We start from the raw sequence: 13040 nt of genomic DNA, 5'->3' as shown, positions 1-13040 counted from the left end.
TAAGGAAACCGACGGGCTGGCTTTATATGGGCTGAGCCTGTAGCCCCCAGCCCGGGCGTCAATTATTGCCTTAAAATGGGGGCCCATACCGTTAGCAGGCTCAACAATGGTTACTGCTTGCTCTTCAACTTTGCTCACCCATGCTACCAACCACCTCGCAACTGCTTCGCTACCTCCGCCTTCCGGCTGCCCGGCAGGACCATACTGTGCGGCAGGCTCTGGTTTATGCCGTTTGGCGCAGCGGCAGCGCCGAGGATGCGCACGCCCTGCTGGCCGAATACTTCCGGCAGCCGGCGGAGGCAAGGCCCGACTGCCTGCTGCCGGTATTCGAGCGCCATGGTGACGATGCCATGGCCCGGGCCCTGTTTGCGGCCAGTTGCTCCAACGGCGATTTGCTGCCCGACGCACCCGCTGAAACGCTAGGCGTGCTCGCCCGCCTGGGGCACCCGGACATCAAGCCCCTGCTGGTGCGCTATGCGTTTGAACCTTCGGGCTACGACTTAGCCAAGCATGCGGCCCTGGGCCTGCTGCACGTCGATTGCTGGGACCTGGAACAGCCCATCCGCGCGGCCATTGAGGCCACCTACGGCAAAAACCTCTTTCCCGAATTCCTGCCGGCCCTGGTGTGCAAACTGCCGGACCGGACCCAGATGCTGGCGCGGCTGTACGCCTCCGGCACCGAATATTGCTCAACGGACTGCAACGCCGGTATTTTGCTGGGCTTTTCGCTCTGTGGGACCGAAGGGGCCCCGTACTTCCAGCAGGCGCTGCTTAGCCCGGCCTGGGAAGCCCACAGCAGCGGCAGCGGCACCCGCTGGTATGCCTACCAGGGCATGCAGAACCTGGGGCTCACCTTCCGGCAATTGTACGCCGACATCCGGGGCCTGGCCGACCCAACCAAGCGGGGCTTCCCCGTGCGCGTGTTGCTGGCCCTGTTGGCCCTGAAAGTCGGGCCGCATTCCTGGGCCGAACACCCAGCCGAACCATTTGTCGAACTCTACCCGGCCTTGTTTGGGTGGGAAACCGATGACAGCCGCAACAACCTGCTGGACCTGGCGGCCGTGGCGGGCCTCGAAGACGAAGCCGACCAGTTGGAAAAGTTGATGGTGCTGCGGCTTAACGAGGAAGTCTTGCTCCGCAATTACATCAGCTAATTGCTTGCCTCGGTTGATTTCAGCTTTTGAGCCGGCTCAGCGCGACGGGGTCGTAGTCGCGCAGGATGGTGCGCAGGCATTGCACCACCGCCGGGAGGCTGCCGTCGCACTGCCGTCGAAAGTGGCCAGGTTTCCAAAGCTGCCGTGGTAGGCCCGGTCCATCTTGCGAACAATGTACTTGCCCGTAGGGTCGGCACCGGAGCTGGGTTTGGCCGGAGCGCCGTCATGATACATGGTCAGGGTATCCGGGTACACCGCCGGGTTGAACCGGCCGACGAAGGAGTACACTCTTTGCTCGCTCACTTTCCCGCGAATGCGCGGGTGCAGGATATTGCGAAGCACAAGCTGGTAGCGCACTTCGGCCACCGTTTTGGTAGGTGGGGCAAACGCCACGCTTAAAAGCAGCACCAACGGCAAAACCCTCTCAGGGTGAGCAGGTAATTGCTGGAGCTTCGAAGCAAAAGTATGGGTAGGCGGCGCGTATGCACCTTGCGTAAACGGCTCATCAAGCCACTTTTTCAACGATGCGGGCCAAAGGTGGCCCGTCGCGTACACCGGGGTTATCAAACAGGCTGATGTTCAGTTGGTGTGCCCGGCACGGTAGGCGGAGGCATAAGGGGAAAACAACTGTCGATTTCTGCCATGTCAGGTATAAATACGTGTTTCTAAAAACGGGTACTTCTACGCTACTGGCTTAGTAAACAAGCTGCTCTCTTTGTAGAGTCAGGTGGACGCCCACCTGTGCCCTTGCTGATGCTACCACTGAGGGCGATGCAAAACATTCATGTCAGTTTTTTTCTACCTGAAAAATGGCAAATGCACAGTACGTCCGCAACAACGCCTGGAACAGCGGGGGCACCTTTGACAACGAAGACCTGCTTTGGTACGCCAAAGGGGTGGGCCGGATGATGAGCCGGCCCATTGCGGACCCGCAAAGCTGGTGGTTTTACGCCGCCATCCACGGCGAATACGCCAACCCCAATACGGCCTGGTACAAGGAATACGCGCCCAACGGGGTGTTTCCGGCTTGGAGCGCTGTTGTGGCGCCGCCCGCCTTCGCCACCACGCCCCTGCCCAGCGCCGAGGTGATGACGCAGTACTGGAACCAGTGCCAGCACGGCTCCTGGTACTTTGCGCCCTGGCACCGCGGCTACCTGCTTTCGCTGGAAGCCCAGCTCCGGCAAGACATCGTTGACCAGGGCGGCCCCGCCACGTGGGCATTGCCCTATTGGGACTACTTCGGCAACAACGGCAGCCAGTTTCCCATGCCGCCGGCCCTGAAGCAGCCCACCCTGCCGGACAACACCCCCAATCCCCTGTTTTTCACGATGCGCTACGGCCCTAATGGCGACGACAACATCTTCGTCCCGACCCCGGCCAGCAACGACCCCAACCCCTCGATGGGCGAGGTGACGGATACCTCCCTGAATGATACCGTGTACACCTACACCGGCACGGGCAGCCAGATAATTCCGGGTTTCGGGGGCCCTGCCACAACGTTTTCGCACTCCGGCGCTCACCACGGCGGCCTGGAAAGCAACCCCCACGACCTGGTGCACGCCTACGTGGGCGGGCAGCCCAACGGGCCGGAAGGCCAGTCTTTGTACGGCCTGATGGGCGACCCAAACACGGCTGGCCTGGACCCCGTCTTCTACTTGCACCACTGCAACATCGACCGCATGTGGGCCAGCTGGAACGCCGCCGGCAATGCCAACCCGACCGACCCCGCCTGGCTGCAAGGCCCAACTCCGCAGTTTGCCATGCCCGGACCCAACGGCCAGCCCTGGGTGTACACGCCGGCGGAAATGCAGGCGCTCGATAGCCTCAATTACTCCTACCAGGAGCTGACCCCGGTGCCCGTCGGGCCCTCGCCGGTGGCTGCCCGGCTGCTCAAGCTGGGGGCAACGCCCCAGGCAGCGGCCGCGTTGGCCCCCGCACCGGGCACCGAACCCAAGACCACGGCCACCGAGCTGATGGGAGCCAGCGCCAACAACCTGCGGGTGCAGGGCACCGGCATCAGCGCGCCCGTGCGGTTCGACCCCAGCGTGCAGGCCAAATCCGCCGCCCGCCTCAAGTCCTTTTCGGACTCGGTGGCCAACGCGCAAGTTTCAACGCCCGCCTTGCCCGACCGCGTTTTCCTCAAGCTGGAAAACATCACGGGCGATTCCGAGGCCACCATTTTCAACGTGTACGTCGAATCCAGGGAGGATACGGACCCGGCCGTATTTGCGGGCACCATTGCGCTGTTTGGGCTGCGCTTAGCCAGTCTGGCCGATGGCAAGCACGGCGGCGAGGGGCTTACGTTCACGCTGAACATCACCCCGATAGTGGACCAGCTGCACCTGACGAACAACTTCACGGCCTCGGAGCTGAGTGTGCGTCTGGTGCCCAACAAGCCCCTCGCCCCGGGCAAAGAGGTGCAAGTGGGCCGCATCAGCGTGTACCGGCAGGCCTTTTAAAACGGAACGATGGCAACCCCTGCTTGGGAATATGCGTGGCTCCGCAGCGCGGTGTTTGGCCTCAGCCTTTGTGCCTGGCTGGCCGTGCTCTGGCCGGTGCTTGCAGGACAGGAGGCTGGGGCTGAGCACCTCGCCATTTCTTACTGCGGGGCGCCGGTGCCAGTTCCCTCGTTCGCCACCTACGCTCCGTCCGGCGAGCTGTTAGCGTCTGTCACCCCGCTTTCCCCGGGCCTCACCTGGGCCTGGGCCGGCAATTGGGCGCTGATGCTGGTGGCCATGATGCTGCCCACCCTTGTGGCTCCGCTCTGCCACGTGCACAGCCGCAGCTTTGCGCGGCGGCGCGCCCGGGCCATGAGTTTGTTCGTGCTCGGCTACGGAGCGGTGTGGCTGGTGGTGGGGAGCGGGCTGCTCGGGCTGCAGCGGCTGGTGCAAGGATGGTTCGCCAACCCTTACCTGCTGGCAGGCGCGGCGGTGCTGCTGGCGCTGGTCTGGCAGGCCTCGCCGCTGAAGCAGCGCTTCCTCAACCGTGGCCACCGCCACCGGGCGTTGGCCGCGTTCGGGGTGCGCGCCGACGCCGATGCCCTGCGGCTGGGGCTGGAGCACGGCGGCTGGTGCGCGGCCTCGTGCTGGGCCCTTATGCTGGTACCGCCGTTGCTGCCCTCCGGCCACCTCTGGGCCATGGCCGCCGTGGGCCTGCTCATGTACTGCGAGCGGCTCGACCCGCCCGGCCAGCCGGCCTGGCGCTGGCGCGGATTCAAAACGGCCGTGGGCTTTGCGCGGCTGCGCCTGCTGGGGCCGCGGCGCTTTTTGCACACAGAATTGGTTTCGATGCGATGAATGCAGCAACCCCCACCACCGACCCCAACTTGCTGGGCGCAAGCGCGGCTCCCCTTGTCATCCGGAGTGAGGGGAGTAGCGCCGTCGTCAAGCTCCTGGCCGGCGGCCAGCGCCGGTTGACCGCTTTGCTGGCCGCCGGCCAAAAGCCGGGCGACCGGGTGTACCTCGTGCTGGAGCACATCCGGGGCCGCCACGATGCAGCCGTGCTGAACGTGTATCTCGGCTCGTCGGCCGCCAGTGCTCAATTGCTGGCGGGCAGTCGGGCGCTGTTCGGGCTGCGAATGGCCAGCCTCAGCCCCGGGCAAGACGAGAAGCAAGGCGCTGGCCTGAACGTGTCTATTGACGTCACCCAGGTATTATTTGACGTGCTGGGTACCGCTCCGCTGGGGGCCGAGATTAGCGTAAGCATCGTGCCCAGTCGTCCGCTGCCTGAGGCGGCTAGCCTCGTGGTGGAGCGCATTAGCCTTCATTATATGAAAGCGGATTAGCAAGGCTAACCGCAAAGCGTCGAGCCAGCGGTTGTCGCGGGCTCACGGCAGTACCCAAATTGAACAGGCCATACATTTTGCTACCCACAGGATGAAGAAAGTTTTACTGGTGCCGGTGCAATTGGAAGCTCTTTTCCTGGAACATCCTACGCCGGTGCGCGAAGGCCTGGCCGACTACACCCGCCTGCCCTACAGCGACGGGCAGCAGGACTACAATCCCGACGTGCCCTACCTCAGCGAAGAGGTGCTCACGCCGCCCTTCCAGGACCAGAACCTGGTGCTGCCCGCTGGCCTGCACCTGCACTGGTACCTGCCCGGCGTGCTCACCCGCAGCTTGGGCACCACCGATGCCCAGGCCGCGGCCGCACCCCCGGCCGAGTCCGCGCGCACCATGCCCGCCGCCCCCGACCGCTGGCTGGTGACCCGCTACCGGCGCGAGTCGGCCGCCAAGGACTGGGCAATCGAGAAAAACTGGCTGGTGGAAAGCGACTGGCTCAGCCCCGACGCGCCCACCGGCACGGTGCCCTGCCACGTGCCCTACTACGACGGCAACCCCCGCAGCACGGCCCAGCCCTTCCGCTACCTGGGCCGGGTGCAGGAGCTGGGCCCCGACTGGCAGCGCAACGCCCCGCTCACGGGCGAGCGCCTGGAGTACCTTACCGCCGTAGGCTACGAGCCTCAGGCTGGCGCCACGGGCTACGGTGAGCCTACGTTTGCTGCTTTTTACCCGCACTGCAGCTCAGTTTTCGGCTTTTACGACCAGGAGGTGGATACAGCCGCGGCCGCCAGCGGCAACCTGAGCTACCAGGTGCTGGGGTTTTACGCCCGGCCCGCGAACGACCGCCTGACGGAATTCATTGCCGACTTTGTGGCACAGGTGCCGGCTGAGCACGACACTGCGGCGGCGCTAAATGAACAACTGCATGCAGCCATCAAACAGCAGTTTAGCTGGGACGTGACCTTCGAAATTCCCAAGAAGCGTGCGGTTAAAGCGAGTTCCTATTTTTCGCTGGATGATGTGACGCTGCCGACGCAAAGCCTGTTTTCGGCCCGGCTGGAAGTGAGGGCCGCAGTCAGGCCACAGCCCGCCGCTGCCTACCGGGTGGCCATGGGCAACACCGGCACGGAGGCCCTGTCGGCTTTCCTGGCCGACCAGCTACCCGGCGATAAAGTGCTGGTGGAAGAGCAGCTGGAAGCCGTGCAGCTCACGGCCGCGCTCAGCAATCGCCAACTGGACTTGGGAGCCAAGTTTCGGGAAGCGCGGCACGAGAAAGGCTTTGCCGCGTTGGGCGGCGAAACGCACTGGGCCGTGGTGCTACGCTCGACCTCGGCCCAGCCCGATGACGGCGACGAGCTGGTGACCGATGAAGCCGTGGACGCCGCCGACCTGCACCTGCTCAACACCTTGCAGCGGCAGTACGAAAAGGCTGGCCTGGACCTGGAAACCTGGCAGCGCCACCTGTTCGCTGACTGGACCAAGTACATGCTGTGCGCCTACCCGCCCCACGACAGCCTGGATGCCTACCCCGACGTGGACGAGGCCCGGCGCTACATCGAGCAGCAGTACCTGACGCCCATGGCGCAGCTACGCGCCGGCCGGGGCACGTTGCTGGTGCAGCGCAACGAGCAGCGGCACCTGCTGGGCGCTAGCGCCACCCCCGGCAACCCCGACGACCTGGCCACACAGCTCAGCGAGCAGCTGAAAACGGTGCTGGCCAAGGTGGCGGATGCTAACGCTAAGCCCAGCCTGCGCGAAACCAACAAGCAGTATTTCCTCAAGCCTCTGGCCGGCCCCCGCTACTGGCGCCCCACCGACCCGGTGGTGCTCCTGGCGCAGCCCGGCGAGGCCAACTCGGGCGTGCCGGCCGCCGGCCGCGACCCCCGCGCCCTACTGCGTTGCCCGGCGCTGGAAGCCAAAGGCTTCGACCCCGACCAACTCGACGCCAAGGGCTTGCTGGCGCTTCAACAACAAGCCAGCGAGCTATACCAGGCTCAGCAGTTGGTGGCCACGAGTTGGGACCGAAACCCGTGGCAGCCGTTTTTGCTGGAATGGGAAACGGCGCTGTTTCCGATGGGGGAGGCCAGCAACCTCGCCGACAAGGAAAGAAGCTACTCACCGGACTTCATCAACCAAAACTACCTACTCGACGAAACCGAAACGGACTTCCGGCGGCGAGCCAAGGCCGCGCCTACGGCCCTGCCCATTCCCACCGAAACGGTGTACCGTGGCCTGTCCATCCTCACACCCAACGCCGGCATCAAGCTGGGCGCCGACCTGCAGCAGTTCCTGTTAACCTGGATGCAGACCGACCTGCCCAACCGGTTCTACAATGCTACCAAGGTGGACCCGGCCGAGCGTCAGCCGGGCTACCTGGGCGAACACCTGATTGCGTTTGCCGACTGGCTGCCCGGCCAGGGCCTGTCGCTCAGCCCCCTGCCCGCGCCCGATGTACCCGACCTGGTCCCGCAGCTGGATGCGTGGTGGTCGGCTAATTATGAGCAGCTGGTGGCTTGGTATGCTGCGAAGCCCGCCAGCCCGGTGCCTGCACTGGTGCAGAACCTGTTGGGCGCGCAGCAGCAAATGCAGCAATGGCAATGCCTGGCGCAGTCGCTGAGTGGTTTCAACGAGGCGCTGCTGATGCGGCAGCAGGCCCGGCAGCTGGAAATCGCCGACCCATTGGGCTTTGCCGAGTACCAAGATTTTACCGACCAGGTGCGGGCCGTCGGCGCTGGCAAAAGCACCAGCGCCCCATTGGCCCTCAACGACTTTGTGCCGCTGCGCTCGGGCTACCTGGAGCTGCGGGGCTTGCGCTTGGTCGATAACTTCGGACAGGTGCAGGACGTGGCCGACCTGGACCAGCTAGTGGCCAGTGAGCCGTTGAGCGACCCCGACCTCAAGGGCCGGGTGGCGCTGTCGCCCCGGCTCAGCCAGGCGGCCCGCCTGAACCTGCGCTGGCTTTCGGCCCGCGATTCCGACCAGGAAACCAACACCCACCCCGATACCAACCCCATTTGCGGCTGGCTGCTGCCGAATTACTTAGACAACAGCCTCGCCTTCTACGACGGCAACGGCCAACCCCTGGGTAGCCTCTCGCCCAACCCCGACGCGCCTTGGCAAAGCGCCCCCGGCAGCCCCGCACCTGTCACCATCGACCACATCGACAACCTGCACCTGCGCCGCGTAGCGCAGTCGCTCTACAACCAACAAACGGACAGCTTGCGCCAAGGCGGCCCGTCGTTTTTGATGCAGTTTATCGACACCCTGGAGAGTGGACTGGAAAACATTGCTCCCGAAAACTTCGCCCAGCACCCCGACCTGGCTTTGCTCATGGGCCGCCCGGTGGCGGTGGTGCGCGCGGCGCTCGACCTACAGCTGCTGGGCCAGCCCGCGCAGCATCAGGGCTGGAGCGTCTTCATCAAAGCCCTGCAGGGCGCCGAGCCCGAAACCGACAACTTTGACCTCGTCGAATTCCCGGTGCGGCTGGGCGAACACCGGCAGCTGAACGACGGCCTGCTGGGCTACTGGCCCGAAGCCGCCGACGGGCAGTTGGGGCCCACTTTCTTCAGCCCCGTGGCCACGTCACTTGCCGAGGCGGGCGCTTTGCCCGCCGGCATAAAGGTGTACGAAGAAGGCGGTGAGCCGCTGAACGTGAGCGTGCGGGTGCAGGGCGCGGCCCAGAATTACACGCTGCTGCTGGACCCGCGCGGCAAGCTGCACGCCACCTCCGGCATTTTGCCCACCAAGGTCATCGACATTCCGGCCGCGCAGTATGGGCCCGCCCTGCGCAACATCGCCGTCACGTTTTTGGTCACGCCGCTGCTCAGCGACCAGGGCAAAACCAAAATCAACCTGCCCGGCGAGCCCGGCTTCAACTGGTCGTGGCTGGAGCAAACGGCCCCGGCCCAGTGGCGCGAGCTGTGCCGCGAGGCCGTCATCGAGCGGGCTTTGCTGGAAGAAAAGCTGCCCACTCCCGGTCTGTGGGAAGCGCTGCTGGCCGCGGGTTGGCTCCGGCCCGTGGCCAAGCGGCCCGATGTGGCCACCATTGTACCCAAAGACCAGCGGCCAGCGGCCAGCCCTGGCCTGCCCGCCGCCGATACGCTTAACCAGGTATTCGACGCCTACGGCCAGCACCTGCAGCCCATGACCAGCACGGCCACGTTTGCGGCGCCCCAGGTTATTCGGGAGGGCTGGCTGCGCCTGAGCCCCGTGCCCGAACCCGCCGAAGCCTAATTGGTTAGGCTGCGCTTTTTCTGCTTGCTACCATCACCTTCATGCCGCCCGGCGGTGTCACTGCCCACTTTCCTTTTATGGTCCTTCAACTCGATACCCGCAAAACCGTCTTGCTCGACTTCTCGCTGCGCAACGAGCAGGCTTTGAACGTGCTCTACATCCTGGGCACGCCCGGCGGCCAAGCCCTGACGCTGGAGCTGACCAACGCCTCGGGCGAACCGCTCGACTTGCTGGCGCCGTCTAAAAAGGCCACCAAGCCTTACCAGTTGGAGCTGGTGTTCCGGCCGGGTGTGCTCAATGAGGATACCCTTAAAGACATTACCGTCGGCGAGAAGGGGATAAAGATGAGCCAGGTGAAAAACGCCGACGGCACCGTTTCGCTGCAGCTCACCGGCCCCGCCCAGACGCTGGAGCCCGGCGCTAAGCTGACCTTCACGCTGAACCACCTGGCGCCCGACGGCCGCCTCGGCAGCCGCGGCACCCGGGTGCTGCTGCGCTACGCCAACCTGCAGGTGCACGGCGCCGACGCCGTGATTGGCGGCTTCCGCGAAACCCACCTCAACATCGTCACCCACGTGGGCAAGACTGCCATTCCGCTGCACCTGGGTGCGGTGGGGGCGGGCAAGGTGCTCAACAACGGCCAGGCCAATTCGCCCCTGAAGCTGCGCATCAGCAACACCTCGCCCACCGACGCCATTCAGCCCGGTACCGAGCCGGCCAGCAATTTCTACCTGTCGTTCGACGTGGGCACGGTGGCCGAGGAATGGGCGCTGGGCACGGCGGCCCAGGTAAAAGCCATTGAGGTACGCTACCTGCGCGACGGCCAGCCGGTGGACGCCGTGCTGCTGCCGGGCAAAACGCCGGAATGGATGATTCCGGTGCCGCCACTGGCGCCCGGCGCCTACCTCGATGTGACGCTGAACAAGCTGTCGACGGCGCATCCGGCCGGCCTCACTACCGTGCATCTGCGCTACGACAACATTCCCGGCTACTGGGACGGACAATTGCGGACACAGCTGGAAAAGTCGCCGCTGGTGGTGGCCGACGGCCAAGTGGGGGTGGGCACACCCGGGCCGGCCACCACCTTTGATGTGCGCACGGACGACGCCTCGGCTGCCATCACAGTTGGCAAAACCGACCACACGGCCGGGGCCATGTACCTGGGAAACGCTAATCACGGCATTAAGCGCAACTACAGCAAAGGCAACGACGTGGGCCTATACACCACCGCTGCCAACCTATACCTGTCAGCCAACGGGCCCATTACTTCCCAGTTTGTGCTTACCACTGACGGCAACGTGGGCATGGGCGACATCAAGCCCACCGCCAAACTGCACGTGGATGGGGCTGTGAAAATCACCAAGAACAATGCCGTAGAATTTGGTGCGGGTGTAGTCGGCAAAGAAGCAAATGCCGGTAAGATTGGCTACGGCACCTTCGATGGCGGGGCCTCGCTCAACATTGTGGGTGCGGGCACGAGCGGTACCAATCGCAAAATTCAATTCTGGAACGAGGGCGGGGCCTATTTCAACGGACCCGTGGGCAATGCCGACAACGTAGGCGCCGACCAGCACAGCCCCGACTCGCGGGGCACTTGGCGCCTGGGTCGCTTTAATGCCAAGGAGTTTGCGGGCATTGAAACCGAAATTGTGGCTGGGAAAGATGTGCAGCCCAAACAAAATGGCAACGGGGCCAACCTAAAATTCTACACCTGGGGGTGCAACATCGCCATCAGCCGCGAGGTGATGCGCATTGACCAATACGGCCGGGTGGGCATTGGCACCACCAGCCCCGGGGTGCCCCTGCACGTGGCATCATCAGATAAATTTACTGCGGATGTGTATGGCTACATCAATCATGACGGCGCCGGGCAAAACAAAGGTAAAAACACCTATGATGTGAGCATCAAAGCGGAAGGCCGCGTGGTGGCGCCGGAAGTAAATGCATTGTCCGATGCCCGCCTCAAAGTGGTAATGGGCCGCAGCGACAGCGCCGCCGATTTGGTCCTTCTCCAACGCCTGCGCATCACCGACTATACCATGCGCGACCGGGCGCAGTCTGGAAACCAGACCTATAAGAAAGTCATCGGCCAGGAGCTGGAGGAGGTATTCCCGCAGGCCGTGCACCAGCACACCGGCTTCCTGCCCGACATCTACGCCCCCGCCGTTCAGGTGCAGCGCCACGGCGAAATCCTGCGCGTGACGCTGCCCGCTGGCTTGCCCCAGGCCGCCACGGCCGGGCAGCGGCTGCGGCTGGTGGGCCCCGCAGGCGAAGTGCTGGCCACCCTGGCCGAGCCCGCCGCCGCTGGCAGCCAGGAGCTGCTGGTAAGCGGCGCCGACAGCCTGGCCGACACCACCGAGCCCGTTTTCGTCTTCGGCCTGGAGCACGCCGACGTACGCACCGTGGACTACGAGGCCCTGGCCATGCTCAACGTTTCGGCAACGCAGGCCCTGGCCCAACAGGTGCAGGAACTGCAACGCCGCCTCGAAACCCAGGACGCGAAGCTGGCCAGCTACGAGGAGCTGCTGCCCACGCTAACCCAAACGCTGCAGGAGCAGCAGCGGCACCTGGAGGCGCTGCGCGGGCAGCTGCAGGAAATGTCGAAAGCGCAATTGGCTTAATTCGTTAATCAGCAACCTTTTTGCCCCACGCACCATGCCAGCACTGAACGGAGACGGCAACCTCTACCTCACCTTCGCCGACATGGGCCAGGGCGACTGTACGATGGTTTCGCTACCCAATGGGAAGACCCTGATGGTTGACTGCGGCACCTCGCGCTGGGATACGAAGAGAAACGCGGGGGCGGAACAATCAAAGGAAGAACACCGGAACGAGATTCTGGATTTGCGCCAGGCGGTGGTCAACATGCTGTTCGAGCCCCGCTTCATGCATGCCAACAACCGCCTGGATGCCCTGGTGCTCACCCATCCCGACAAAGACCACTGCAGCGAGTTGCAAAACAGCCTGATGGTCAAGAGTCCGGCCATCGGGGCCGTGTATTTCAGCTTCAATGACCTGACCAAGTACGCCCAGGGTGGCGCTGGAAAATGGCTGCGCGTAAAGGCGAATGTGGCTAACTACTACAACATCACCCTCAACCTGACTGCTCGCACCATCAACAACGTGGCGATTCCCGAAGAGCCTGCCACGCTGCCCGCGGCGCCCAACCGGCCCACGAATGTGCGTTCCCGGAGTGCCGGCACCCGGGGATTTGTGCGAATTCTGGACGGTACCAAAGCGGGTGGTAAGAACTGCGAGGTGTTTATACTGGCCAGCAACGTGGTGCCCTACCCCGGTGTGCAAGACAATTCGACCGACAGGAACCGGGGCAGCATCGTGACCCTGATTGTGTTTGGCAGCAAGCGCATCATGCTCTGCGGCGATGCCACGTTCAACACGGAAAAGTTCTTGAAAGACACCTACGGCGCCAACATTGCCAATCTGGAGCTGCTGCAGCTGCCGCACCACAGCAGCATGACCTCGTCGTCGTGGGCCGACTCCCCCGACGACAACATAAATGCCATCGACTTTGTGGGACATGTCAAGCCCCGGCGCATCATCATCACGGCTTCCATCGACAGCGGCGAACGGCTGCAACTGCCCCGTTACGAAGTAATCAAGCGCTACATGAAAGCTCCCAACCAGCTGTTGGCCGCCGACCGGGCGGTGCACGCTTATCTGGCTCAGGTAACCACCTACGTGCCGAAAGGCTCGGGTGGAAAGCGGACGCGGGACGACACCGAAAGCGAACCCTACTACTACAAGCGGCGGCTGCTGGTCGACATCGTTTCCACGGGCACCCTTGGCGCCGTGGATTATGCGATAACCGACGCCGAGGCTTAAACCAGCGGCTATTTCTGTCCCGTTCACT

Annotated in this window: 8 protein-coding genes; 7 read left to right on the top strand and 1 reads right to left on the bottom strand. The window is 63.9% G+C overall.

Annotation, left to right across the window (positions count from 1 at the left end):
* The first annotated feature begins 140 nt into the window (after positions 1-140).
* Positions 141-1154: a hypothetical protein gene (locus MTP16_RS04855; protein WP_243516395.1), complete on the top strand. Its 1014-nt coding sequence runs from the start codon at positions 141-143 to the stop codon at positions 1152-1154.
* Positions 1155-1190: 36 nt separating this feature from the next.
* Here the strand turns inward: MTP16_RS04855 and MTP16_RS04850 are convergent, their stop codons facing one another.
* Complete coding sequence (locus tag MTP16_RS04850; protein WP_243516393.1) at positions 1191-1562, bottom strand: hypothetical protein; 372 nt, start codon at positions 1560-1562, stop codon at positions 1191-1193.
* A 401-nt stretch (positions 1563-1963) separates the two neighbouring features.
* Between MTP16_RS04850 and MTP16_RS04845 the strand changes: the two genes are divergently transcribed.
* From MTP16_RS04845 to MTP16_RS04820, 6 genes are all read left to right on the top strand, one after another.
* The gene (locus tag MTP16_RS04845) at positions 1964-3613 is read left to right on the top strand and encodes a tyrosinase family protein (protein WP_243516392.1); all 1650 of its coding nucleotides are present in this window, start codon (positions 1964-1966) and stop codon (positions 3611-3613) included.
* 9 nt (positions 3614-3622) lie between these two features.
* The gene (locus tag MTP16_RS04840; protein ID WP_243516391.1) at positions 3623-4450 is read left to right on the top strand and encodes a copper chaperone; all 828 of its coding nucleotides are present in this window, start codon (positions 3623-3625) and stop codon (positions 4448-4450) included.
* The gene (locus MTP16_RS04835) at positions 4447-4938 is read left to right on the top strand and encodes a DUF7868 domain-containing protein (RefSeq protein WP_243516390.1); all 492 of its coding nucleotides are present in this window, start codon (positions 4447-4449) and stop codon (positions 4936-4938) included. Before MTP16_RS04840 ends, MTP16_RS04835 begins: the two co-directional genes overlap by 4 nt.
* A gap of 91 nt (positions 4939-5029) precedes the next feature.
* Entirely contained in the window at positions 5030-9169 is a 4140-nt protein-coding gene (locus MTP16_RS04830) for a hypothetical protein (RefSeq protein WP_243516389.1), read from the top strand.
* 77 nt (positions 9170-9246) lie between these two features.
* Positions 9247-11790 (top strand): hypothetical protein, encoded by a 2544-nt coding sequence (locus MTP16_RS04825; protein ID WP_243516388.1) that lies wholly within the window; start codon positions 9247-9249, stop codon positions 11788-11790.
* Positions 11791-11824: 34 nt separating this feature from the next.
* Entirely contained in the window at positions 11825-13012 is a 1188-nt protein-coding gene (locus tag MTP16_RS04820; RefSeq protein WP_243516387.1) for a ComEC/Rec2 family competence protein, read from the top strand.
* Positions 13013-13040 lie beyond the last annotated feature (28 nt).

This window comes from Hymenobacter monticola, assembly GCF_022811645.1.
GTDB lineage: Bacteria > Bacteroidota > Bacteroidia > Cytophagales > Hymenobacteraceae > Hymenobacter > Hymenobacter monticola.
Note: the sequence above shows the minus strand (reverse complement) of the source record. Positions and strands in the feature narration are given on the sequence as shown.